The organism is Curtobacterium sp. MCBD17_032 (assembly GCF_003234855.1).
Taxonomy (GTDB): domain Bacteria; phylum Actinomycetota; class Actinomycetes; order Actinomycetales; family Microbacteriaceae; genus Curtobacterium.
The window spans coordinates 282,066-306,128 of record NZ_QKTO01000001.1; the positions used below are offsets into that span (position 1 = coordinate 282,066).

Annotated in this window: 24 protein-coding genes and 1 pseudogene; 16 read left to right on the top strand and 9 right to left on the bottom strand. The window is 73.0% G+C overall.

What is annotated here, in order from left to right; translation table 11 throughout:
* Positions 1-10 precede the first annotated feature (10 nt).
* Positions 11-553, bottom strand: coding sequence for a TetR/AcrR family transcriptional regulator (locus tag DEI91_RS01380; protein ID WP_111050584.1), 543 nt, complete (start codon positions 551-553; stop codon positions 11-13).
* Between the two features lie 104 nt (positions 554-657).
* Here DEI91_RS01380 and DEI91_RS01385 point away from each other — a divergent pair, with 104 nt between their 5' ends.
* Entirely contained in the window at positions 658-1,020 is a 363-nt protein-coding gene (locus DEI91_RS01385) for a DUF4267 domain-containing protein (RefSeq protein WP_111050585.1), read from the top strand.
* A 91-nt stretch (positions 1,021-1,111) separates the two neighbouring features.
* Positions 1,112-1,576 carry an ester cyclase gene (locus DEI91_RS01390; RefSeq protein WP_111050586.1) on the top strand — a complete coding sequence of 155 codons (465 nt, stop codon included), beginning with the start codon at positions 1,112-1,114 and terminating at the stop codon, positions 1,574-1,576.
* Positions 1,577-1,595: 19 nt separating this feature from the next.
* On the opposite strand, the gene DEI91_RS01395 is transcribed toward DEI91_RS01390, so the two are convergent.
* Positions 1,596-3,020: a M20/M25/M40 family metallo-hydrolase gene (locus DEI91_RS01395; RefSeq protein ID WP_111050587.1), complete on the bottom strand. Its 1,425-nt coding sequence runs from the start codon at positions 3,018-3,020 to the stop codon at positions 1,596-1,598.
* A gap of 148 nt (positions 3,021-3,168) precedes the next feature.
* Here DEI91_RS01395 and DEI91_RS01400 point away from each other — a divergent pair, with 148 nt between their 5' ends.
* On the top strand, positions 3,169-4,302 hold the full coding sequence (locus DEI91_RS01400; protein WP_181439429.1) for a glutamate--cysteine ligase: 1,134 nt from the start codon (positions 3,169-3,171) through the stop codon (positions 4,300-4,302).
* A 221-nt stretch (positions 4,303-4,523) separates the two neighbouring features.
* Positions 4,524-6,287, top strand: coding sequence for a cytochrome c oxidase subunit I (ctaD, locus tag DEI91_RS01405; RefSeq protein ID WP_111050589.1), 1,764 nt, complete (start codon positions 4,524-4,526; stop codon positions 6,285-6,287).
* 57 nt (positions 6,288-6,344) lie between these two features.
* On the opposite strand, the gene DEI91_RS01410 is transcribed toward ctaD, so the two are convergent.
* On the bottom strand, positions 6,345-6,725 hold the full coding sequence (locus DEI91_RS01410; protein WP_181420301.1) for an ATP-dependent DNA ligase: 381 nt from the start codon (positions 6,723-6,725) through the stop codon (positions 6,345-6,347).
* 157 nt (positions 6,726-6,882) lie between these two features.
* Here DEI91_RS01410 and DEI91_RS01415 point away from each other — a divergent pair, with 157 nt between their 5' ends.
* Positions 6,883-7,149: a hypothetical protein gene (locus DEI91_RS01415; protein WP_146244162.1), complete on the top strand. Its 267-nt coding sequence runs from the start codon at positions 6,883-6,885 to the stop codon at positions 7,147-7,149.
* Positions 7,150-7,236: 87 nt separating this feature from the next.
* Here the strand turns inward: DEI91_RS01415 and DEI91_RS01420 are convergent, their stop codons facing one another.
* On the bottom strand, positions 7,237-8,448 hold the full coding sequence (locus tag DEI91_RS01420) for a LacI family DNA-binding transcriptional regulator (protein WP_111050591.1): 1,212 nt from the start codon (positions 8,446-8,448) through the stop codon (positions 7,237-7,239).
* A 54-nt stretch (positions 8,449-8,502) separates the two neighbouring features.
* On the opposite strand from DEI91_RS01420, the gene DEI91_RS01425 reads away from it, so the two are divergent.
* From DEI91_RS01425 to DEI91_RS01440, 4 genes are all read left to right on the top strand, one after another.
* A complete protein-coding gene (locus DEI91_RS01425) occupies positions 8,503-9,846 on the top strand; it encodes an MFS transporter (protein ID WP_111050592.1) in 1,344 nt (447 codons plus the stop codon).
* A gap of 104 nt (positions 9,847-9,950) precedes the next feature.
* Positions 9,951-10,646: an endonuclease NucS gene (nucS, locus tag DEI91_RS01430; RefSeq protein ID WP_111050593.1), complete on the top strand. Its 696-nt coding sequence runs from the start codon at positions 9,951-9,953 to the stop codon at positions 10,644-10,646.
* 116 nt (positions 10,647-10,762) lie between these two features.
* On the top strand, positions 10,763-11,437 hold the full coding sequence (locus DEI91_RS01435; protein WP_111050594.1) for an HAD hydrolase-like protein: 675 nt from the start codon (positions 10,763-10,765) through the stop codon (positions 11,435-11,437).
* Positions 11,434-12,717 carry a CynX/NimT family MFS transporter gene (locus DEI91_RS01440; RefSeq protein ID WP_111050595.1) on the top strand — a complete coding sequence of 428 codons (1,284 nt, stop codon included), beginning with the start codon at positions 11,434-11,436 and terminating at the stop codon, positions 12,715-12,717. The genes DEI91_RS01435 and DEI91_RS01440 overlap by 4 nt, the downstream gene beginning before the upstream one ends.
* A 49-nt stretch (positions 12,718-12,766) precedes the next feature.
* Here the strand turns inward: DEI91_RS01440 and DEI91_RS01445 are convergent, their stop codons facing one another.
* On the bottom strand, positions 12,767-13,606 hold the full coding sequence (locus tag DEI91_RS01445) for an SDR family oxidoreductase (protein ID WP_181439430.1): 840 nt from the start codon (positions 13,604-13,606) through the stop codon (positions 12,767-12,769).
* Between the two features lie 44 nt (positions 13,607-13,650).
* On the bottom strand, positions 13,651-14,301 hold the full coding sequence (locus DEI91_RS01450; RefSeq protein ID WP_258374248.1) for a nucleoside/nucleotide kinase family protein: 651 nt from the start codon (positions 14,299-14,301) through the stop codon (positions 13,651-13,653).
* A 133-nt stretch (positions 14,302-14,434) separates the two neighbouring features.
* Between DEI91_RS01450 and DEI91_RS01455 the strand changes: the two genes are divergently transcribed.
* Complete coding sequence (locus tag DEI91_RS01455) at positions 14,435-15,754, top strand: PP2C family protein-serine/threonine phosphatase (RefSeq protein ID WP_111050597.1); 1,320 nt, start codon at positions 14,435-14,437, stop codon at positions 15,752-15,754.
* A 104-nt stretch (positions 15,755-15,858) separates the two neighbouring features.
* Here DEI91_RS01455 and DEI91_RS01460 read toward each other — a convergent pair whose 3' ends face one another.
* Positions 15,859-16,308 (bottom strand): NUDIX hydrolase, encoded by a 450-nt coding sequence (locus DEI91_RS01460; protein WP_110889443.1) that lies wholly within the window; start codon positions 16,306-16,308, stop codon positions 15,859-15,861.
* A 196-nt stretch (positions 16,309-16,504) separates the two neighbouring features.
* On the opposite strand from DEI91_RS01460, the gene DEI91_RS01465 reads away from it, so the two are divergent.
* From DEI91_RS01465 to DEI91_RS16890, 3 genes and pseudogenes are all read left to right on the top strand, one after another.
* The gene (locus DEI91_RS01465) at positions 16,505-17,257 is read left to right on the top strand and encodes an ABC transporter ATP-binding protein (RefSeq protein ID WP_258374249.1); all 753 of its coding nucleotides are present in this window, start codon (positions 16,505-16,507) and stop codon (positions 17,255-17,257) included.
* Between the two features lie 3 nt (positions 17,258-17,260).
* On the top strand, positions 17,261-19,111 hold the full coding sequence (locus DEI91_RS01470) for an ABC transporter permease (RefSeq protein WP_111050599.1): 1,851 nt from the start codon (positions 17,261-17,263) through the stop codon (positions 19,109-19,111).
* A 72-nt stretch (positions 19,112-19,183) separates the two neighbouring features.
* A pseudogene (locus DEI91_RS16890) lies at positions 19,184-19,612 on the top strand (AAA family ATPase); the annotation flags it as partial.
* On the opposite strand, the gene DEI91_RS16580 reads toward DEI91_RS16890, so the two are convergent.
* On the bottom strand, positions 19,508-19,861 hold the full coding sequence (locus tag DEI91_RS16580; RefSeq protein WP_258374250.1) for a hypothetical protein: 354 nt from the start codon (positions 19,859-19,861) through the stop codon (positions 19,508-19,510). The pseudogene DEI91_RS16890 and the gene DEI91_RS16580 sit on opposite strands and share 105 nt — an antisense overlap.
* 268 nt (positions 19,862-20,129) lie before the next feature.
* Between DEI91_RS16580 and DEI91_RS01485 the strand changes: the two genes are divergently transcribed.
* From DEI91_RS01485 to DEI91_RS01495, 3 genes are all read left to right on the top strand, one after another.
* Positions 20,130-21,638 carry a helix-turn-helix transcriptional regulator gene (locus tag DEI91_RS01485; protein ID WP_146244163.1) on the top strand — a complete coding sequence of 503 codons (1,509 nt, stop codon included), beginning with the start codon at positions 20,130-20,132 and terminating at the stop codon, positions 21,636-21,638.
* A gap of 96 nt (positions 21,639-21,734) precedes the next feature.
* Positions 21,735-22,454 carry an alpha/beta fold hydrolase gene (locus DEI91_RS01490; protein ID WP_111050602.1) on the top strand — a complete coding sequence of 240 codons (720 nt, stop codon included), beginning with the start codon at positions 21,735-21,737 and terminating at the stop codon, positions 22,452-22,454.
* A gap of 64 nt (positions 22,455-22,518) precedes the next feature.
* Complete coding sequence (locus DEI91_RS01495) at positions 22,519-23,355, top strand: alpha/beta fold hydrolase (RefSeq protein WP_111050603.1); 837 nt, start codon at positions 22,519-22,521, stop codon at positions 23,353-23,355.
* A 121-nt stretch (positions 23,356-23,476) separates the two neighbouring features.
* On the opposite strand, the gene DEI91_RS01500 is transcribed toward DEI91_RS01495, so the two are convergent.
* Entirely contained in the window at positions 23,477-24,058 is a 582-nt protein-coding gene (locus DEI91_RS01500; RefSeq protein WP_146232829.1) for a TetR/AcrR family transcriptional regulator, read from the bottom strand.
* Between the last annotated feature and the right edge of the window lie 5 nt (positions 24,059-24,063).

Here is a 24,063-nt window from a genome sequence, read left to right on the forward strand (position 1 = left end):
GCGCCCGCGGTCAGTCCGCGTCGCTGGCGAGGGCGCGGTGAGCGCGGTCGAGTCGCGCGCGCGACCGCGCGGCCGGCAACCGCCCGCTGAGCTCGAGGGTCGCCAGACCGTGGACCGTCGCCCACGCCACCTCGGCGTCGGTGTCGTCGGGCCCGGGGAACGCCGCACGGAGCGCGGCGAACGCCCGTCGGAGCGCGTCCGGTCCGGACCCGGTCCCGAACTCGAGCCCCGACGGCATCGAGAACATCGCCTCGTACACGCGCGGTCGGTCGGTGGCGAAGTCGAGGTAGGCCTGCATCCTCGCCCGCGGCTCGGCGGGCACGCCGTCGAGTGCCGTCGCGAGCGCATCGAACCCACTGACCGCGACGGCGTCGACGAGCGCCTGTCGGCCGCCCGCGAAGGCGGAGTAGATGACGGGCTGCGTCACGCCCATCTCGGACGCGAGCCGGCGCATGGTCACCGCGTCCCACCCCTCGGCCTCGGCGACGCTCCGGGCCGCTCGGGTGATCTGGTCTCGTCGGAGATCGAGGTCGGGGGCTGGTCGTGGGGACACGGGTGGAGTCTACTTCGCTCGTTACCTAACAGTGGTAGACGACCGGACGACGTGGTGGTAGGTTCGTTGCATAACAGCGTTAGCCATCACTGGAAGGCTCCTCCATGTTCTTCGCCGCCCTCGTCGTCGCCGTCCTCGGCTGCCTCTTCATCCTCTTCATCGGCGGCCGGTTCCTCGTGGCACCGGCGATCGCCACCGCCGGGTTCGGCGTCGACCAGGACCGACGCCGGGCCTTCACGAGCATCAAGGGCGTCCGTGACATCACCTCCGGCATCGTGCCGCTGGTGGTCCTGCTCGTCGCCGGCCCGCACGTGTTCGGCTGGGCGCTCCTCGCCGCGGCGATCACCCCGATCGGAGACGCCGTCATCGTCGTCACGAACGGTGGGACGCTCCGCCAGGCCCTCGGCGTGCACGGCGCGACGGCACTCGTGCTCGTCATCGCGGGCCTCGTCCTCGCACTCGGCTAGGCCGACCAGCACGCCGGCCGCAGCCCAGCTGGCCGCGACCCGCTCCTCCTCCGCACCCCGCAACCCGCAACCCCGTGAAAGGCCGACCATCATGAACGCCACGAACCAGCAGAACGCCACCGACCCCACCGCGACCGAGGACCTCGTCCGCGCCTTCTACGAGCCCTTCCGCACCGGTGACACCACCACCTACGACGAGGTCCTGGCCGACGACTGGCTCGACCTGCCCCTCGCCCCCGGTCAGCAGCAGGGGCCCGCCGGCATGGCCGCCCAGATCGCGCTCTTCCGGCACGCGATGCCCGACTACACCGTCGAGCACCAGGACGTGATCGTGCAGGGCGACGAGGTCGCCGTCCGCAACACCGTCTCCGGCACCCACCAGGGCGCCTTCATGGGCCACGAACCCACCGGCAAGCGGATCGAGATGCGGACGATGGACGTCCACCAGGTCCGTGACGGCAAGATCGTCACCACCTGGCACCTCGAGGACTTCGCCGGGCTGATGGCGCAGCTCAGTGCCGCTGCCGACGCCCCCGTCCCGGCAGCCTGGGGCTGAGGGTCCCACCCGCGCGCCGTCACCCGCGCTCGACGTCCGCGAGCTCGTCCCACAGGTACGCGATCGACGCCGCGCCGTCGAGCAGCATCCCGACGTCGATGCTCTCGTCGCTCGAGTGCCAGTGGTCCTCCGGCAAACCGGTCCCGATGAAGAGGACGGGCACGTCGAAGGTGCGTCCGAGGAGCTCCGCAGGACCGCCGCCCGCGTTCCCCATCCGGCCGGCGGTCCTGCTCCCGTGACCGCGCTCCATGGCGCGGACGAGCGCGTCCAGGGCCGGACCGTCCGGGGTGACGTACGGGTCCTGACCGGACTCCTCCGGGATGGTCAGCTCGTACTCGACCCCCTCGGGCATGGTCGCCCCGACGAAGCGCCGGAGTTGGTCCGCGACGGCGGCGACGTGCTGTCCGGGGACGGTGCGGATGCTGATCTCCGCCGTCGCCTCGCGGGGGATCACCGCCCGGGGGAAGCCCGTCGGGTCGCCGGCGAGCAGGGTCAGCACCTCGATCGCCGGCCGCGCCCACAGGCGTTCCTCGACCGAGTAGCCCGCCTCGCCGGTGACGCTCCGGGTCTCGGTGCGCTCGAGCCAGACGTCGGTGTCGAACGCCAGGTCGGCGAGCTCTGCCCGGCGCTCGTCGGTGAGCTCCTCCACGTCGTCGGTGAACCCGGGCAACGTGATCCGCCCGTCCTCGTCGTGCATCGCGGCCAGGACGGTGACGAGTGCGTGGACCGGGTTCGGTGTGGGTCCGGATGCCGCGCCGCTGTGCACGTCGCGCAGGGGACCGGTCACCGTGAGCGTCGCGCCGGTCATCCCACGCATCGAGGTCACCACCGCCGGGTCCCCGTCCTTCCACTGCAGGGTGTCCGAGAAGACGACGACGTCGCACGACAGGCGGTCACGTTCCTGGGCGAGCAGCGAGGCGAAGTGCGTCGACCCCAGTTCCTCCTCGCCCTCGACGACGTACTTCAGGTTCACCGCCGGGCCCGCGTCGCCCCGGTCGGCGAGGTGCGCGCGGAGCCCCCAGAGGTGCGCGATCACCTGTCCCTTCGCGTCGGAGGCACCCCGCCCGTACAACCGCCCGTCGCGCAGCACCGGCTGGAACGGCTCCGTCTCGGCCCACTCCTCCGGCTTGGCGTGCCGGACGTCGTGGTGACTGTAGACCAGGACGGTCGGCTTCGCCGGGTCGACGACCCACTCGCCGACCACGGTCGGTGACGGACCGGCCCAGAGGATCTCCGTGGTGAGCCCGACCTCGCGCATGGCCGCTGCGAGCCACCGGGCGGACCGCTCCACGTCGACGCTGCGCTCCGGTTGTGACGCGACCGACGGGATCCGCACCCACTCCCCGAGCTGGCCGAGCACCGCCGCGCGGTTGTCGGCGAGGAACCGTCCGACGCCCGAGGGGTCGGCCTCGTGGGGAAGCGGCTGGGAGGGCGTGGAGTCCATGGTGTTCCGTCCTGACGTCGAAGGGGCTCCCCGCACAGGGTCCACGCACGGGGGGCTGCGGTGCTCCCAGACGACTCGCACGGCGGACATGGGCCACCGAACGCGGGAACGGAGAGGGGACACGGCGGTGGACGCCTTGGCTGAGGGCATGCGGACCATCGGCGTCGAAGAAGAGCTGCTCCTCGTGGACGGCACCACCGGGGCTCCGGTCCCGATCGCGGACCTCGTGCTCGACCGTGCCCGGACGGACCGGCTGCCGCTCGACGGAGCCGAGTTCGCCGGCGAGATGCAGCTGGAGATGCTCGAGGTGATCACGCGCCCCCACTCGACGCTCGCGACGCTCGGTCGACAGGTCCTCGACAACCGAGCCCTCGCGGCGCGGCTCGCCGCCGAGCACGGTGCCCTCGCGGCGCCGCTCGCGAGCTCACCGCTGCCCACCGTCCCCCACCTGCGTTCCTCCGACCGGTACGAACGCATGGTGCAGCGGTTCGGCGCGGTGCCCCGGCACAGTCTCACCTGCGGACTGCACGTCCACGTGGCCGTCGAGTCCGACCACGAGGGTGTCGCGGTCCTCGACCGCATCCGCACGTGGCTGCCGATCCTCATCGCCCTGACCGCGAACTCGCCGTTCCACGCGGGCGAGGACACCGGTCACGCGAGTTTCCGATCGGTCACGTGGAACCAATGGCCGACCGCCGGACCGGCGGAACGCTACGAGACCGTCGCCGGGTACCGCGGACTCACCGCCGCGATCAACGGCACCGGAGCACTCCTCGACCCGGCCATGCTCTACTTCGACGCCCGACTGTCCCGCAACCACCCGACCGTCGAGGTCCGGGTGACCGACGTGCCGCTCGACCCGACGATGACGGTCGCCGTCGCCGGGCTCGTCCGGGCGCTCGTGGACACCGCCGTCGCGGAGTGGCACGCCGGGAAGCCGCCTGCCGCCACGCCCGCGTGCATCATCCGGCTCGCGAACTGGCGCGCAGCGATCGAGGGACTCGACGGACACCTCATCGAACCGCTCACCAACCGGCCGCTCCCCGCGCACGAGGTGGTCCTGATGCTGCTCGAGCACCTCCGACCCGCCCTGACGGCCAACGGCGACGACCAGCTCGTCGAACACGCCGTCCACCAGGCCTTCGTCTCCGGCAACGGTGCGACCCGCCAGCGCGCCGTCCACGCCACGTCCGGGGACCTCGGCCAGGTCGCCGTCCGAGCCGCACGCGCGCAGCCGACCACGTCGACCCTCCCGGAGACCGCCGTGCGGACCCCACGGTGACGACCGCAGCGTGCGTCGTCCGGGAGCCGCGACCGCTCGCGTCCCGTCATGCCCGGAGCAGGTCCGAGCCGGATCCCGCGGGTTCCGCCCTGGAAGCCGCTCCGGAGTCCGCATCACGCGGCACGTCCACCAGTGCCCCTGTGCAACCGCGGACATGACGGCGAGAGTGGCCCCACTGCCGCCGGATCGTCGACGCAGCCACCGATCGTCGGAGGATCCCCATGACGCAGACCACGACACCGCCGGCCCTCGGCGAGGAACCCGACGAACTCCTCGGACGTCGTCCGCTGCGCACCGGCATCCGTGCCGTCAACTGGCACACGTCGACGGACCACAAGACGATCGGCAACCTGTACCTGGTGACGGCGTTCGGCTACTTCTGCGTCGCCGGGCTGATGGCCGTGGTCATGCGCACCGAGCTCGCGACACCCGGACTCGACGTCATCGACACCCGTGAGCAGTACAACCAGCTCATGACCATGCACGGCACGGTCATGCTGCTGCTGTTCGCGACACCACTGTTCGCGGGCTTCGCGAACGCGATCATGCCGCTGCAGATCGGCGCACCGGACGTCGCCTTCCCCCGACTCAACGCCCTGTCCTACTGGATGTACGCGTTCGGCAGCGCCATCGCGATGGGCGGCTTCCTCACGCCGGCGGGCTCAGCGTCCTTCGGCTGGACGGCGTACGCGCCGTTGTCCGACACCACCTTCGAGCCCGGACTCGGCAGCACTCTCTGGGTCGCCGGCCTGAGCATGACCGGGTTCAGCACCATCCTCGGTGCGGTGAACTTCATCACGACGGCCATCACGATGCGCGCTCCCGGCATGACGATGTTCCGGATGCCGATCTTCACATGGAACGTGCTCATCACGTCGATCCTCGTGCTGATGGCGTTCCCCGTGCTCGCAGCGGCGTTGTTCGGGCTCCTCCTCGATCGCGCCTTCGACGCGCAGATCTACAACCCGGCCAACGGCGGCCCGTTGCTCTGGCAGCACCTCTTCTGGTTCTTCGGCCACCCCGAGGTCTACGTCATCGCACTGCCGTTCTTCGGCATCGTCTCCGAGGTCTTCCCGGTCTTCAGCCGCAAGCCGATCTTCGGGTACAAGACCCTCGTCTACGCCACGATCTCGATCGCCGGACTGTCCGTCACGGTCTGGGCGCACCACATGTTCGCCACCGGAAGCGTGCTGCTGCCGTGGTTCTCGCTCCTCACCATGCTCATCGCGGTCCCGACCGGCGTGAAGATCTTCAACTGGGTCGGCACCATGTGGCGCGGTTCGGTGACGTTCGAGACGCCGATCCTCTGGGCGATCGGGTTCCTCGTCACGTTCACCTTCGGCGGCCTGACCGGGGTCATCCTCGCGTCACCGCCACTCGACTTCCACGTCCACGACAGCTACTTCGTGGTCGCGCACTTCCACTACGTCGTCTTCGGCACGGTCGTGTTCGCGATGTTCTCCGGCTTCACCTTCTGGTGGCCGAAGCTGACCGGCAAGATGCTCGGCGAGCGCCTGGGCAAGATCCACTTCTGGATGCTGTTCATCGGGTTCCACATGACCTTCCTCATCCAGCACTGGTTGGGCGTGATCGGCATGCCGCGCCGGTACGCGAGCTACCTGCCGAGCGACGGGTTCACCTGGCTGCACCAGGTCTCGACGGTCGGTGCGTTCCTCACCGCCGCCTCGATGCTGCCGTTCTTCCTCAACATCGTGCAGACGATGCGCCACGGACAGCGCGTGCGGGTCAACGACCCATGGGGCTACGGCCGCTCGCTCGAGTGGGCCACCTCCTGCCCGCCGCCTCGGCACAACTTCACTGCGGTCCCTCGTATCCGCTCGGAGTCCCCGGCCTTCGACCTCAACCACCCCGAGGCAGGCGTCCCCGTCGGCGTCGGTCCGGCGATGGACGCCCCGGACGCAGCCACGCACGACCAGGCGAGCGGCAGGACCCGGAACCCGTCGGGCACGGGCCAGCAGTTCTGACCACGGATCCCACTCCGCTCCCTCCGAGATCGCCGCGCTGTGCGGGCGGTGGTCCCGCTACGGCGCCGTCTCGTCGCCCGGTGCGGTGGCGGCGAGTGCCGTCGTGCGGCGTGGCGGACCGGGCTTGGGACGGAGGTCCGTCACGTCGCCGTCCTCGCGCGTGACGACCAGCCCCCGAGAACTCGAAGCGGAAGCGGCGAGTTCCCGCAACCACCGCTCGTTGATCGCCGGGACACGGCTGCCGTCGAACTTGAAGTGCACGAGCACGTTCGGGTGCAACCAGATCGAGCTCCGCCCGGACCCCACGTCCGCGGCGTCCTTCCAGGACATCAGGAACGCCTCGCCCCGACGCAGCTTGTTGACGATGACGATCTGGAGATGGGTGAGCGTGCGGTCGTCCACGACGACGACCAGACTGTCGTAGCTGATGGATCCCATGCCGACCTCGCCAGGCCACCGGGTGATGACGGGAGCCGCCGCTGCTCGAACCACCCGGTAGCTGGGAATGGCTCCTGGACCGTGTTGCTTGGATGGCCGGTAGCCGCAGCCTACTCGGGCACGGTCGACAGACGGGAACCCCTTGCGCCGGATCACGATGACCGTCGACGGGACCGCACACCCGTTGGCACAGGGCCAGGACCTGCACACGCTGGAAGCAGCCGTGGTGGCGGCGGACCGGGCCGGCGCGGACCTCGTGACGGTGACGCTCTACGGGAACCGGTCGCTCGACGTGGTCGTGACCCCCGGTGTGCCGATCACGTTCGAGGTCGAGGACGTCCCCGACGACGACCGTGACGACGGTGACCTCGACAACCCGTTCGACGTCCCGGACTTCGAGGCGTTCGACGACATGCCGCAGTAGCTCGGCGTCCCGGACGGCTGGAGCACACCCGGCACACGTCCGCCCGGCCTGCCTGCGGAACGGCCGGGCCGGCCCCGCGGACGACCGTCAGGTCCGCGGTGGTCCCGTCGTGTCGCCGATCCGCAGCTCGGACCGGAAGGACGCCGGCTCCGGCGACTCCCCGTCGAGCATGGCGAGCGCGGCCCGGGCGGCGGCCTCGCCCTTCGGCACGAACGGTTGCACGAGCGTCGTCAGCTGCCGGATCGGTGAGCGGTACAGCAGGCTGTCGTCCACGTGGATGCCGTCGAACCCGACGACGCTGACGTCCTCGGGCACACGGAGGCCGGCCTCGAGCGCGGCCGAGACCACCCCGACGGCGAGCAGGTCGCTCTGCGCGACGACCGCGGTGGGCGGCTCGGCACCCGGTGCGAAGAGCGTCGCGCCCGCGATGCGGCCCTCCTCGACGGAGCTGCCCGCCGACGCGACCGCCGGCGCGTCCGGGTAGACGTCCCGGACCCCCCGGAGCCGCTCGGTCGTGGTGAAGGCGGACGACGCGCGCGCCCGCTCGGCGTCGACGGGTCCGCGTTCCCGGGCACTGTCGAGCGGCAGGGTGACGACGGTGACCTGCCGGTGGCCGAGGTCGTGCAGGTACACGGCAGCGCGTGCGGACGCGTCACGGTTGTCGAGGTGCACGGGGACGGCGCCCTCGATGGTGTCCGCCTCGATCGCGACGACGGGGATCGAGCGCCGCCGGAGGACTGCGACCGCCGGGTCGATCCTGACGTTGCACCCGATGAGGATGACGGCGTCCATCGGGGCGTCGACGAGCGGTGCCATGCCGCGCTCGTCGTCGAGCGGGCTCCGGACGAGGAGCAGTGACACCCCCGCGGCTCCGGCGACCTCGGCGATGCCGTCCAGGGTGAGGACGTTCACGGGGTCACGGAAGGCGTCGCTGAGGCGGTCGTCGAGCACGACGCCGATGACACCCGAGCGCCCGCGCCGGAGGGAGCGGGCCCGCGGATCCGGCCCATCGTAGCCGAGGTCGGCCGCGACGGCGAGGATGCGCTGCCGGGTGTCCTCGGAGACCGGGCCACTGCCGCTGAACGCGAGGGAGGCCGTGGACGGCGCGACACCGGCCGCACGGGCGACGGCGGCGAGCGTCGGCCGGGCAGCACGAGCGGACCGGGAGGCGCGGCTCACCTCGGCAGCATCGGGTCGCCGACGCGCGTCCGCGGCCCCGGGGGTGCCGTCCGGACCGTCAGCGCGGTCCGCATCCGGGCCGGAGCCCGACGCGCCGAGGTCACTTGCCGTGTCGTCCATCGCTCGTTAGCGTAACGGCTACCCCTACTCGAATCGATTCGATCGGACAGTTCCATGACGACGGCCGGCACCCGCCCCGCTCCGACGACCCGCGCCTGGCGCAACGCGGTGTTCGTGGTGTTCACCCTGTCCGGGCTCGACATCGCGACCTGGCTCGGACGCGTGCCGAGCGTGCGGGACTCGCTCGACGCCTCGACCTTCACGATGGGCCTGCTCGTCCTCGGCATGTCGGTCGGGTCGATCGCCGGCCTGACCTTCGCCGGCCACATCGTCGCGCGGCTCGGTGCCCGTCGCGGTGTCCTCGTCGCCGCCGCCTGCCTGGCGCTCGGCATGGTGGCCGCGGGCGTCGCCGTCACGATGGACTGGGGGTTCGCGGCCATCTGGATCTGCCTCATCGCGTTCGGGTTCGGCAACGGCCTGTGCGACGTGTCGATGAACGTCTCGGGCGCCACCGCCGAACGCCTCGGTGGCCGGACGATCATGCCGCTGTTCCACGCCGCCTTCAGCGTCGGCACGCTCGCGGGCGCGGGCCTCGGCGCCCTCGCCGAGCGCTTCGCGGTCCCGGTCGCGCTGCACTTCGTCGTCGTCGGCGTCCTCACCAGCCTGGCCATGCTCGTCGCGATCCGCTGGTTCGGCGACGACCGGCACGTCGAGCCCGAGCCGACCGACACCAGCCCGGTGGCACTGCCGGTCTCGCGGTGGGCGATCTGGCGCCAGCCGTCGACCCTCCTCATCGGGGTCGTCGTGCTCGGCATGGCGCTGGCCGAGGGGTCCGCGAACGACTGGCTCCCCCTCGCGATGATCGACGGCCACGGCCTGGCGAACGACGGCGGTTCGGCGGTGCTCGCCGTCTTCCTCGCCGCGATGACCGTCGGACGCATCGCCGGTAGCCCCCTCATCGACCGGTTCGGTCGGGTGCCGGTCCTCCGCGCGAGCGCCGTCGTGGCCGTCATCGGCCTCGGCATGCTCATCTTCGTGCCGAACGTCCCGATCGCGATCGTGGGCGTCGTGCTCTGGGGGCTCGGTGCCTCGCTCGGGTTCCCGATGGGGATGTCGGCCGCCGCGGACGACCCCCGCACCGCGGCCGCCAAGGTCAGCGCCGTCGCGACGATCGGCTACGTGGCGTTCCTCGCCGGACCGCCGATCATCGGGTTCGCCGGCGAACACGTCGGCCTCCTCAACGGGCTCCTCATCGTGTTCGTGTTCATCATCGCGGCCGGTCTCGCCTCCGGCGCCGCCCGGGAGCGGACCGTGACCACGGAGTCGGGGTCCGGCTCGGATGCCGCGACCACCCGGTCGGGTGACGGACGGACAGACGGCGACCCGGGCCTCCAGGCCGGCGCGGGCGACGCGGCTGGTGCCGCCGACCGGACCGACACGGCAGACCGGCGACGCTGAGCCGACCGCGCCGACGGCACCGACGGCGTCCGCCACGAGCATCGGGCCCAGGAACCGACAGGCGACCCGCCGGGCCGCCGTGCGATCCCCGTTAGGCTTCCCGGGTGCGTCTCGTCATCGCCCGCTGCTCCGTCGACTACGCCGGTCGCCTGTCGGCCCACCTGCCCCTCGCGACCCGGCTCCTCATGCTGAAGGCCGACGGCTCGCTCCTCGTCCACTCCGACGGCGGCAGCTACAAGCCGCTCAACTGGATGAGCCCGCCGTGCTCGGTCGCGATCGCGGAACCCGACGAGGACCAGGCGTCCGCGGGCATCACGCAGGTGTGGACGGTCACGCAGAAGAAGACGCAGGACCGCCTCATCGTGAGCATCCACGAGGTGGTCGCCGACGAGTCGCACGACCTCGGCGTCGACCCCGGACTGGTGAAGGACGGGGTCGAGGCGCACCTCCAGCAGCTCCTCGCCGAGCAGATCGAGCTCCTCGGTGACGGCCACACGTTGGTCCGCCGCGAGTACATGACCGCCATCGGTCCGGTCGACATCCTCGCGCGGGACGACGCGGGAGCGAGCGTCGCGGTCGAGATGAAGCGGAACGCGAACATCGACGCCGTCGAGCAGCTCACCCGCTACCTCGAGCTCATGAACCGCGACCCGCACCTGCGGCCGGTGCAGGGCGTCCTGGCAGCACAGTCGTTCGCCCCCCAGGCCCGCACCCTGGCCGAGGACCGCGGCATCCGCTGCCTCGTCCTCGACTACGACGAGATGCGCGGCATCGAGGGCGGGCACGCGCGGCTCTTCTGAGCGCCGGCGCCGCGACCCGGTTCCGCGAGCGCGGGCCGGGAGGCCCGACCCGCCCCCGGCGCGCGGCTCACCTCGCCGCGGGGCCGCTCCGGCGGCGCGGCTAGGCTGGGTGGGACATGACAAGCAGCCCGGAGCGCCCGTTCACCGCCGTCCTGTTCGACCTCGACGGCACCATCAGCGACTCGGCGCCGGGCATCATCGAGAGCCTGACGCACACGTTCCGGCAGGTCGGCGTCCCCGTGCCCGACCAGGACACGCTCATGTCGTTCGTGGGACCGCCGATCCTCGACACCTTCCGCATCGCGATGGGCATGGACGACGAGCTCACCGAGCGCACCCTCGCCGTGTACCGCGAGCACTACTTCTCGCACGGAGCCCTCGACTCCCGGATGTACCCGGGCATCGACGTCGTCCTGCACACCCTGCACGAGGCCGGCATGCCGATCTCGACCGCGACGAGCAAGCCCGAGACCCCCGCGACCTACATCCTCGAGCACTACGGCCTGACCGGGGACATCGACGTCATCACGGGGGCGAGCGACGACGAGGTCCGCTCCGCCAAGGCCGACGTGGTCGAGGAAGCGCTGCGCCGGCTCGACGCCCGTGGGTTCGACATCACCCGTCCGGTGCTCGTCGGGGACCGCCTGCACGACGTCGAGGGGGCGGCGGCGCACGGCGTCCCGACCGTCTTCGCCGAGTGGGGGTACGGCTCCCCCGCCGAGGCCGCGGGCACCGTCGCGCAGGCGGCGACCCCGCTCGACCTGCTGCCGATCCTGCTGCCGGGCACGTGAGCGGCGGCGGCGGGACCACCGGCGCGGCAGCTCGCCGTGCCGGACTCCGCGGGGCCGCGTGGCTGCTGCCCGCCGCGATCGTCCTCGTCGCGCTGAACTTCCGCGGCCCGATCGTCGCGCCGGCGCCGGTCATCGGGGACATCCGAGCCGACCTCGGCATGACCGCGACGGTCGCCGGGCTCCTCACCACGATCCCGGTGCTCTGCTTCGCCCTCGCGACGCCGTTCGCCAGCTGGGTGATCGCCCGGTTCACCGCGGAGCGCGCCGTGTCGCTGTCGCTGCTCATCGTGCTCGTCGGCACCGTCCTCCGGTCGGTCCCGCACGAGGCCGCGCTGCTCGTCGGCACCGCGGTGATCGGCATCGGCATCACGATCGGCAACGTGGTGATCCCGGTCGTCATCCGGCGGGACACGTCACCGGAACGGGTCGGCCTGGTCACGGGCGTGTACACGTCCGCGCTCAACGTCGGGTCGATGACGACCTCGCTCGGCACGGCACCGATCGCAGCCGTCTGGGGCTGGCCGGTCGCGATCGCGATCTGGGCCGTGCTCGCGGTCGTCGCCGGTGCCGCGTGGACCTTCACGGTCGGGGCGGGTGCCGCATGGCGTGGTGCCGACCGCGACTCCGGACCGGTGCCGGCGACCGGGCCGATCGACCAGGTCCTGGACACCGGTGCGGTCCGCACGGTCCCGGCGGCCCCCGTCGTGGCGACCCTGCCGCACCCCGCCAAGCGCTGGGTGACGTGGGGGCTCATGCTCGCGTTCGGCGGGCAGGCGTTCTCGTACTACGCGCTGACCGCCTGGATCCCGACGTTGCTGCACGACGAGATCGGATTCGACACGGCGTCGTCCGGGGCGAGCTCCTCGGTGTTCCAGATCCTGGCGGTCGTCGGGGCGCTCGGGGTGCCGGTGCTCGCCAGCCGGTTCCGACCGCGCGCCATCATCGCCCTCGTGGCGTTCTTCTGGCTCGCGATGCCCCTCGGGCTGCTCGTCGCCCCGCAGCTCTGGTTGCTGTGGTCGGTGCTCGGCGGCGCTGCCCAGGGCGGCGGCATCACGATCATCTTCATCGTCATCGTGCGGCTCGTGTCGAACGACGACGATGCCCGCCGGCTGTCCGCGTTCGTGCAGGGCGGCGGGTACCTGCTCGGGTCGGCGGGGCCGCTCGTGGCCGGGGCCCTGCACGGGGCGACCGGCGGCTGGACGGCTCCGCTGCTGACCGTCCTCGTGGCGGTGCTGCTCCTCGGCGTCGTCGGGTCGGTCTCCGCGCGGAAGGTGCGCTGAGCGCCGGGCGCCGGGTGTCGCGGCCGCCCGCGGGCCGGAGCGGACGTGCTCAGGCGCTCCGGGCCTCCAAGACCTGCCGCAGCGACATCGGCGCCCGACCCGTGACGCGCTCGACGTCCCCGGACACCTTCGCCAGCGCGCCCTCGCCGATCGCCGTGTAGGTGCTCACCCACGCGTCGGCCTGCCACGGCTCCGGGTCCCAGCGCTGCCGGGAGGCGTAGGCCTCCTCCACCGTCTCGCGGTGGTAGGTCACCGGCCGGCCCCGGACGGCGCTGACGGTCGCGGCCGCCTGCTCGAGCGTGATCGCCGCGGGTCCGGTGAGGTCGTACGTGCGGTCCATGTGCCGTTCCGGCGCACGGAGGACCGCGGTCGCCACACGTGCCACGTCGGCCCGGGCCACGGCGGCCATCGCCCCGTCGCCCGCCGGGCCCCGGATGACACCGTCCTCGCCGACGAGGTCCTCGACGAAGTCCAGGTAGAACGAGTCCCGCAGGAACGTGTGCGCCATCGAGGTGTCGCGCACCGCCTGCTCGGTCCACCAGTGGTCGCGGCCCAGTGTGAAGGTCGCGTCGGGGGCCGCGCCCTGGAAGGACGTGTAGACGACGTGCTGCACGCCGGCACTGGCCGCGGCGCGCACGACGGTGCGGTGCTGGTCGAGCCGGTCACGGGCCTCGGCGCCGGACACCAGGAACAGGACGTCGACGCCTTCCAGGGCGGCGCGGGCCGCGGCGCCGTCGGCGTACGTCGCGACGGCGACCTCGGCCCCGGGCAGCCGTGGGGCCCGGGAGGCGTCGCGGACGACCATGCGGAAGGGCACCTCGTCCGCGGCGAGCGCGCGGGCGACGGCGCCGCCGATGTTGCCGGTGGCCCCGGTGATGGCGATGGTCACGTCGTGCTCCTGTCGGTCGGTGCTGCTGTCGTCGGTGGGTCCGGTCAGGTCCGGACCAGGACGGAGGCCCGGTGCAGGTCCGCCGTCACCCGCTCGGCGTTCAGGCCGTCGACCTCCACGGCCCACCGTCGGGCGGCCTCGTGGTCGCGGCCGTGCCGCATGTGTCGGCCGACCAGGCGGTCGATCCGCACGGCGTCGTCGACGACGCAGGCCCAGGTCTCGGTGAGCAGGTCGGGCAACTCCCGCCACGGGGCGGTCTGGTCGAGCAGGTAGTTGCCCTCGGAGACCACGAGCACGGTCTCCGGCGGGACGGCGATGCTGCCGGCCACGGGCTCGTCGACGCGACGGTCGAAGTCGGGCGCCCAGACCGTGCCGTCGGTCCCCCCGGTCGCGGCCAACCGCCGGACGAGTGCGACGTACCCGGCGGCGTCGAAGGTGTCGACCGCGCCTTTGCGTCCGCGCCGGCCGAGGGTGTCGAGAGCCGCGTTCGCGAGGTGGAACCCGTCCATCGGCACCTGCACGGCGACGCCCGGACCGAGCCGCGTCACGACCTCGGTGACGACCCGACGGGCGAGCGTGGACTTGCCCGCCCCGGGAGCGCCGGCGATGCCGACGACGCTGCGGCCGCCCGCCTCGGCGAGCGCCACCGCACGCGCCACGGCCTGGTCGACGGACAGGGTCTCCTGGGTGCGCACGGGTCCATCCTCGTGCATCGAGTGCCCGGACGGAGGGTGATCCCCCGACGCGTCCGCTCACCGTCGCCGGGCGCCGTGCCCCACGAACGGGCGCGTTCCCACGGCGGCGGACGGCCGGTAGCGTTCGTCACCTATGGCGCAGACGACATCCGGCCCGGCCGTCGCACAGGTCACCGCTCCCGACCGTGCGGCGCCGCTGGCCGTGCGGTCCTCGGCCAGGACGACCCCGCTGACGAACCAGGCGGTCATCGCCGCGGTGTCCGTGGTCGCCGCGGTCTGCAGCGTGCTGCTCCCCTGGCTCACGGTGACGAACGCGCCGAGCATGTGGGCCGGGACGGGACTCGCGCTCCTCGGGCTGGCGTTCACCGGACTGCTCGTGGCGCGACCCGGGCTCGCACGGTTCGAGCTGCTCGTCCCCGCGCTCGACTTCGTCGCGATCGGTCTGCTGCGGTTCGGCACCGGCGATGCGCGCTCGCCGTTCCTGGCCGCGGTGCTCCTGCCGCTCATCTGGATCGCCGCCCGACCCGGACGGTTGAACATCGTCTACCCCCTCGTCGGGACGGCCGCGACCTTCCTGGTCCCGATGTTCCTCGGCCCCACGCAGCTCGGGGCGAGCGAGGTCGTGCGCCTGGTGTTCGTCCTCGTCATCTTCACCGCGGTGGCGGGCGTCACCAACGAACTCGCCCGGCAGGGCGCGGCCCGGCTGCGCAGCATGGCGGACCTGCGCAGACAGGCGGAGGCCGAGATCAGCCAAGCCGCGCTCGTGCAACGCTCGCTGTTGCCCGTCACCGCCGCGGACATCCCGGCGCAGTTCACCGTCCGTGGCGTGTGTCTGCCGACCCGGTCGGTCGGCGGGGACTTCTACGACTGGTTCCCGACCTCCGACGGTGCGGCCTTCACGCTCGGTGACGTGATGGGCAAGGGCGTCGGCGCGGGGATGATCGCGGCGGTCGTGCGGTCGGTCCTCCGGTCGTCCGTCCGGGTCGGGGCACCCGACGAGGCGGTGAGCCGGACGGCGACCGGCCTGGACGTCGGCCTGGACGCCCCCGCGACCGAACAGTTCACGACCTGCTTCCACCTGCACCTCAGCACCGACGGAGTCGCCCGATGGGTCGACGCCGGACATGGTCTCACCCTGCTGCTCCGCGCCGACGGCAGCCACACGTGGCTCCGGAGCTCCGACCTGCCGATCGGGGTCGGCACGTCCTGGACGACGCAGGAGACCGTGCTCCGACCGGGCGACGTGGTCCTCAGCGTCAGCGACGGGGTCCTCGACCTCTTCGGCGACTCCCTCGCAGCCGTCGACCGGTTCGCGGAGTTCGCCGTCGCCGACCCGGACCCCGACCACCTCGTCGAGCGGCTCGAGGAGCGCGGTCGCGCCGGCCACAACGAGGACGACGTCACCGTGCTCGCGATCCGGTACGACCCGGAGCCCGAGGTCTCCCGGTCCTAGGCACCACCCGGACCGGCCTGCGCCCCGACCGGCCAGCGCACCGGACGGCTGCGCCCCGGTCCGGCCAGCGCACCGGACCGCTCGGTGCCGGCGGTCCTCCGCGGTCAGACCGTGGTGCCCCCGCCGACCCCGGCCCAGCGCAGCGCCTGCACCACGAGCAGCCCGTGCCGGTGCGCCCCGAGCTCGTCGAGCGGCACCCACCGCGCCATGTCCGTCGTCCCCACCGCTTCGTGGCGCAGCGCTCCCCCGACCACCCGAGCCCGGTGCACCACCTGCACGGCCTTCATCGGTCGACCGTTCTGGTGCTTCCGACGCTCCGGCGGCACGACGTGCGACCGGATCCCGAGCAGCCCCTCGACCACGACGTCGTAGCCGGTCTCCTCGCGGACCTCGCGGACGGCACCCTCCTCGACGGTCTCGTCCAGCTCGACCCCGCCGCCGGGCAGCGTCCAGAGCCCCGCGTCCGGCCAACTCAGCCGCGCGAGCAGCACCCGGTCGCCGTCGGTCACCACGGCGTAGGACGCCAGCCGGGTGTCGTAGTCCGTGTACTCCATGACCCGACCATCGCAGCAGGCGGGCCGATGCCGGCGAGCCGCGCCGTGCCTCCCGTCCGACGGCCGCGCGACCACCGCGCCTGCATCGGAGGATGCAACATCGCCGGGTCCCACCCTCCGGGTGTCGGCCGTGGGCGTGCGGCTTCCTAGCGTGGACAACGCACGCCGTCCCGCACCGTCCTCGTCAGGAGTCCTCGTGTCCACAGTCCTCTCACCCGCCCGCACCGGCACCGCCGTGCACCTCGACCGGGTCACCAAGACGTACCCGAACGGCCCGTCGACCGTGACCGCGCTCGACGGCGTCTCGCTCGACATCGCGTCCGGCAGCTTCACGGCCGTGATGGGTGCGTCCGGGTCCGGCAAGTCCACGTTCCTCAACTGTGCCGCCGGGCTCGACACCCCTTCGAGTGGCCGGGTGGTCATCGGGGGCGTCGACCTCGGCGCGTTGCGCCCGGACGCCGTGACGCGGTTCCGCCGCGACCACGTCGGCTTCGTGTTCCAGGGCTACAACCTCGTGCCGCACCTGACCGTCGGCGAAAACGTGCGGCTGCCCCTGACACTGGCCGGCACCCGCGCCGACGAGCAGCGGATCGGGGAGCTGCTCGACGCCGTCGGCCTGGGCGGGATGACCGACCGTCTGCCGGGCGAGCTGTCCGGCGGCCAGGCGCAGCGTGTCGCCATCGCGCGGGCCCTCGTCGCCGGGCCGGACGTCGTGTTCGCCGACGAGCCCACCGGTGCGCTCGACACCGCGACCGCGGAACGGATCCTGCAGCTCCTGCAGCACGCGGTGCGGTCACTCGGGCAGACCCTCGTGCTCGTCACCCACGACCCCCGGGCCGCGGCCTTCGCCGACCGGGTCGTGTTCCTCGCCGACGGTCGGGTGCGGGACGAGCTGCACGCCCCCACGCTCGAGTCGGTCACCGCCCGCCTCGTCGGTCTGGGGCGCTGAGCCGTGCGCGCCGCACTCCGCTCGCTGCTCGTCGTCAACCGCGCGGCCGTCCTCGGCGCCGGCGTCGTGGTCGCCCTGGCCGCCGTGCTCCTCGCGGTCACGGCCGCCTGGCTCGAGGCCGGTGTCCGGCACCCGGAAGCGCCGTTCCTCAGCACCGTCGCGGGGTCCTTCGCCGGGACGCTGCTGCTCATCACGGTGTTCATGGTGGCGGGCGTCTTCTCGGGGGTCCTCCGCGAACGGCGCCGCGAGTTCGCCCTGCTCCGGGCAGTCGGTGCGACCGCGGGTCAGATCCGCGGCACGGTCCGGACCGAGGTCCTGGTCCTGCTCGCACTCGTCGCCCCGCTCGGTGCCGTCGTCGGCACGTTCGTCGCACCGCTCGTCACGCCGCTGCTGGCGTCGAGCGACCTCGTCCCCGCGGGCTTCACCCTCGCGCCGACGGTCGTCCCGCTGCTCAGCACGCTGGTCGTCCTCGTGCCGACCGGACTGCTGGCCGCAGCGATGGCCGCGCGGGCAGCGACCCGCCCGAGCCCGACCGACGCCGTCCGTGCGAGCACGACCGACGTCCCCACGCTCTCGCGCGGTCGACGGATCGCAGCCGGGGTCACCGCGCTCATCGGCCTCGCGACCGCGACCACGCCCTTCTTCACCCCCGGCCTGGTCGGCAGTGCGACCGGCGCCACCTCCGCGATCGTGCTCGTGGTCGCGGCGGCCCTCGCCGGGCCGCTCCTCGTGCAGTGGGGTGCGCGGCGCGCCCTCCGCGGGGCCTCCGGACCGGCGGTCACGCTCGCGCTCCTCAACGCCCGCGGGGCCTCCCGCCGGCTCAGCGCCGCGGTGGTGCCGCTCGCGCTCCTCGTCGCGCTCGGGACGGTGCAGACCGGGACGGATGCCGCGCTCCAGCGTGCGACGGGGGACCAACTGCGGGCGGGCCTCCAGGCCGACCTCGTCGTGACCGGAGCGGACGGCGTGACCGCTGCCGAGGCGGACCGGATCGCGGCGATGCCGGGCGTCCGCGCGACGACGACGATGCGGGACACCGCCGGCTCGATCCAGATCGAGCAGGCCGACGAGGACCTCCCCGCCCTCGGCGACCTCGAGTGGGAGCCGACGGCGATCCGTGCGCTGTCCGGCGACGACCGTGCCGTAGACCCCTCCGTGCGCGACGGCTCCCTCGGCGCGCTCGACGAGCCGGGCACCGTCGCGGTGAGCAGCGACGTCATCGCCCTCACCCCGACCGGCCTCGGGGACACCATCCGGATGCGGACGGGTGACGGACCGGCGACCCCGGCGCGGGTCGTCGCGGTCTACGACCGCGGCCTGGCGTTCGGTGACGTCCTCGTGCGCGACCGGACGAGCGGCCCGGCCGGCACGCTGCTCGTCGACACGGCCGCCGGTGACCGTGCCGCCGTCCGGGAGGCCCTGCTCGCCACCGGCGTCGGCGTCACCTCGGTCGACGGCTACGTCACGACCGCCCTCCGGTCAGGGGACGGCGACCGGCGACTGTCCCTGGTCCTCGTCGTCGCCCTGCTCGCCTTCGTGGCGGCCGCCGCGGGCAACACGTTGCTCACCACCACCCGGGGTCGCCGCGACGAGTTCGGGCTGCTGCAGCGGACGGGCGCCACCCGCGTCCAGCTGCTGCGGATGGCCGGGGTCGAGACGGCCTACACCGCGGTCGCAGCCGTGGTGATCGGGACCCTCGCCGTCCTGCCGGCACTGGTCGGCGTCGGGTTCGGGCTCGCCGGTGCTCCGGCAGCCGGGTTCGACCTCGCGTCCTGGGCCGGGTTCTCGCTCGCGGCGGTCGTCGTGGCGGTCGTGGGGGTGCTGCCGGTGGCGGGGCGGATCGCGCGGGGGCGGTGACGGGTCAGCGGGAGTGCGGCGCTGCCCCGGACGTGACCGGGGCAGCGCCGCTGGCATACTGACGGCATGACGATGGCGCAGCCCGTCATCGGGCGCGAGCGGGAGATCGCGGCCCTCCGCACCGCGATCCGGGACGTGGACAGCGGTGGTTCGGCGTTCGTGGTCGACGGCGAGGCGGGGATCGGCAAGTCGTCGCTCGTCGCCGACGTGGTCGAGTACGCGGACAGCCGTGGCGTGCGGGTCCTCACAACGACCGGCACGCTCGACGAGTCGGCGGAACCGTACGCCGCCCTCCACATGCTCCTGTACCCGCTGCGGGCGGGCATCCCGGACCTGCCGGCGCCGCAGCGGCAGGCGTTGGACGTCGCGTTCGGTGTCGCCGCGGGCGTGCAGCCGTCACCGCTCCTCGCCGGGCTCGCGGCGCTGACCCTGCTCTCCGACGCCGCGGCCGCGACCCCGCTCCTGATCGTCGCCGAGGACCTGCACTGGATCGACACCCCGTCCGCATGGGCACTGCGCATGATCGCCCGTCGCGTGACGGAGGACCCGATCGTCATGGTGATGTCGACGCGGAACACGGACGCCCTGGACGAGCCCGGGCTGCGACGCCTGCACCTCGCGCCGCTCGACGACGCGGCCGCCGCGGAGCTGCTCGACGCGGTCCCCGGTGCGCCCACGGGCCAGGCGCGGCGCGAGCTCATTGCCCGCGCCGCGGGGAACCCACTCGCGCTCCGCGAGCTCGGTCTGCACGGGCCGGGGGACGCCCGCGCCAGCGGCCCGTCGTCGGCCGGGTGGAACAGGAGTTCGGCGACCGGTACGCGGAACTGGACCAGCCCACCAGGCTCGCCCTCCTCGCCGTGGCACTCTCCAGCGGTGCGACCGCAGAGGAAGCCGCCCGGGCCGCCGGTCGGGCACTCGGGCGGGTCCCGGCTCCGACGTGGACGGACCGAGCGTCGGCGTCCGGACTCCTCGAGTGGGTCGCTCCTCGGGCCATCCGGTTCCGGACCCGGCGGTGCGCGTGGGACGGCTGATCGTCGCGGCGGAGCTGGCGGGTCTGTCCGGGCGGACGTCGGAGGCGTCGCTCCTGGCGCACCGGGCCAGCTCGGAGGCCCCGGACCGGCTGCTGGCCGCACGGGCGGCATGGGTCGCCGAGACGCTGCCCACCGGTCGGACGGGGCTGGCCAGGGGCGACCTCGGCCCGGCACTCCACGCCGTCTCGGAGATGCAGGTTGCCGGCGGTGTGGAGCACGCCACCGCTGCGCTCCTCCACCTCGCCGCGATCGCGTGGGACCACACCCTGGAGCCGAGCCCCGGCGACCCGATGCTCGCCGTCGTCGAGGCGCTCGCGCTGCCGGAGGACGACCCGCGGTCGATCCTCCTCGCCGCGCGGACGGAGCCGGTGGTCCGGGGCGACCGGGTCCTGGAACTCGCCCTCGAGGCGGCCCCGTCCGCCGAGGACGAGGAGTCGGCGTGGCTCCTCGGGTACGCGCTCAACCTGGTCGGGGAGATCGACACCGCCCGTGTGCTCCTCGACCGGGCCCTCGCGAGCATGCGGGCGCGCGGCGAACTGCGGACGTTCCCGCAGGCGCTCATGGGGACGTCGATGACGACGTACCTGGCCGGGGACGTCGCGAAGGCCCGTCTCCTCGCCGAACAGGCGGTGTCGCTGGGCCGTGACCTCGGCGACGCCGGGTTCTCCGCCGCGGCACGGTGCGCGCTCGCGTGGTTCGACGCCCTCGACGGCCGACAGCCGGACGTCGACGTCATCTCCGGGGGGACGGAGGTCGGCGCCCAGGTGCTCCGGTCGAGTGCGATGCGCGCCACCGTCCTGGGGAGTCAGGGTGCGGCGTACCTGGTGACCGGCCGACCCGCGAAGGCCCTCGAGCGCCTCCGGTGCATCGCCGACCCCGGACACGACGCGTACCACCCCGACTTCGCGGTGATCACGTCGCCCGACTTCGTCGACGCCGCGCTGGACTCCGGGAGACGGGAGGACGCCGAGCAGCGGCTCGCGGACCTCGAGCAGCTCCACGACCGGTGGCACGCGCCGATGGTCCGGACCGCCCTGGACCACGTCAGGGCCGCGCTCGTCCCCGACGACGAACTCGCGACCACCTGGGCCGCGGTCCGGGACGCGCGCTGGTCGATCCCGTACGCGAAGGCCCGGACGCTCCTCCGTCTCGGACGGCGTCTGCACGCTGCGGGCCGGAGCGAGGACGCCCGTGCCGCCCTCCACGCGGCCCTCGCCCTGTTCGGGGAGATGCCCGCGCCCGCGTGGGAGGAACGCACGCGCGACGCCCTCCGCGCCACCGGGGAACGCCTGGCGGTACCCGGACGACGCGACGAGCTGCTCACCCCGCAGGAGCTCCGGGTCTGCACGCTCGCGGCGCAGGGACTGAGCAACCGGGCGATCGGTGAGCACCTCTTCGTCTCGCCCCGGACCGTCGGCGCACACCTCTACGCCGCGTTCCAGAAGCTGGGGATCTCCGACCGGCGGCAGCTGTCGGACGTCCTCGCGACCGGGTGAGCCGCGCGCACCTCCGTCGACGGCTGAGTCGGTCGGTCACGATCTCAGTCGTCGTGACCGATGTGCGCCGGCCGTCCCCGCGGATAGGTTCGCGCCATGCCGGGATCGTCACCCACCATCGTCCTCGTCCACGGGGCCTTCGCCGACGCCGCCAGCTGGGCGCCCGTCACGGCGCTCCTGCTCGGTCAGGGCCACCAGGTCCTCGTCCCGCCGGTGTCCAACCGCAGCCTGTCCGGCGACGCGGCCTCCATCAGGTCGTTCGTCGAGCAGATCGACGGACCGGTCCTGCTCGCCGGGCACTCCTACGGCGGTGCGGTGCTCACCGTCGTCGGCATGGCCGAGAACGTCGTCGGACTGGTGTTCGTCGCCGCCTACGCCCTCGAGGAGGGCGAGAGCCTCGGCACCCTCCAGAGCGGCTTCCCCGACAGCGACCTCGCCGCGAACCTCGTCTACGCGCCCTACCCGGTCGACGGGGCGGAGCCCGGCACGGACGTCTCCGTGGCCGTCGACGCGTTCCCCGCCGTGTTCGCCGGCGGGCTCGACCAGGAGCGGGCCGCGGTCCTGGCGGTCTCGCAGCGTCCGTTGTCCGCCGTCGCGTTCGGCGAGCCCGCCTCCGCGGCCGCGTGGAAGACCAAGCCGTCCTGGGGCATCGTCGCCGGCGCCGACCACACCATCAACTCCGACGTCGAGCGCTTCGGGTACCAGCGCGCAGGCTGCCGGAAGGTCATCGAGATCGACGGCCCGCACCTGCTGATGCAGACCCACCCCGCCGAGGTCGCCGCGTTCATCACGGACGCCGTCGCTGACCTCGACTGACGACCCCACCAAGACCACCCCGACCCCACCCCACCCCACCCCACCCCACAACAGGAGGACGACCATGGCATTCGTGACCACCGACGACGGTGCAGAGATCTACTACAAGGACTGGGGGAACCCGGACGCGCAGCCGATCGTGTTCCACCACGGCTGGCCGCTGTCCTCGGACGACTGGGACGCGCAGATGCTGTACTTCCTCGCCGAGGGCTTCCGCGTCATCGCGAGCGACCGCCGAGGGCACGGGCGCTCGTCGCAGATCGGCACCGGCCACGACATGGACCACTACGCCAGCGACGTGTCCGCCGTCGTCGAGCACCTCGACCTGCACGACGCGATCCACATCGGTCACTCGACCGGTGGCGGTCAGGTGGCCCGGTACGTGGCGCAGTACGGCCAGCCGCAGGGACGCGTCGCGAAGGCGGTCCTCGTGGCCGCCGTCCCGCCGCTGATGCTCAAGACCGAGGCGAACCCCGAGGGCACGGACATCTCGGTGTTCGACGGGTTCCGTCGGGCCCTCGCGGCGAACCGCGCCGACTTCTTCCGCGCGGTGGCCTCCGGCCCCTTCTACGGCTACAACCGTCCCGGTGTGACGCCGTCGGAACCGGTCATCGACAACTGGTGGCGTCAGGGCATGACGGGCAGCGCCGTCGCACACCACGAGGGCATCAAGGCGTTCTCCGAGACGGACCAGACCGAGGACCTCCGCGCCATCACCGTGCCCGTCCTCGTCCTGCAGGGCGACGACGACCAGGTCGTGCCGTACCAGGACGCCGCCGTGAAGCAGGCCGAACTGCTCAGCGACGCCACGCTGAAGATCTACGAGGGCTACCCGCACGGGATGCTGACGACCCACGCGGACGTCATCAACCCCGACATCCTCGCGTTCATCCGCGGCTGACACCGCGTCGCTGCGTCCGCAGCGGTCCGGACTGGAGGCGCGGTGCAGGAGGGCTGACCGGCTCACCTGCACCGCGCCTCCCGGCCGTCACCGCCGGTCCCGGCAGGTCGCCGGCGGCTGCTCAGACCAGCGCGACCGCACCCCATCCGGCGCGCATCCGGGCGACGGCCCGGTCCCAGCCGGAGAGGAGGTCCGCGTCGTCCCGGAGCATGGCCTGTAGCTGCAACCCCTCGTAGAGGGCGACCAGTTGCTCGGCAGCGTGTCTCGGGGAGGTCCCGCGCGGTTCGCGTCCGGCCACGACGTCGCGGACGAGGGCCAGGGTGACGTCGTCGAACGCGTGCTCGTACTGGGTGTGGAACCACCCGGCAGCGGGGTGTGACGGCGCGGAGGCGGCGCTCAGCGTGGCGATGCGCATCCGGACGAGCGCGGGGTCGGCAAGACCGGACTGCAGGCGTGCGCGGAGGTAGGCGGCTGCCCCCTGTTCCTCGGCCAGGTGCCACAGTCGCCGGCGGTCCCCGTTGTCCCAGCGGTCCATGACGGCGACGACGAGCAGCTCCCAGACCGGGTACGCGTCGGTGACCTGGGCGACGGTGACGTCGGCGAGCGCCGCGACCTCGGCCGGGCCGACGCTGTGGAAGTCCGACCGCCGGAAGGCCTCGACCGCTGCCGTGACGATGCGGTGGCGGAGATCGGCGTCGGGCATGAGGT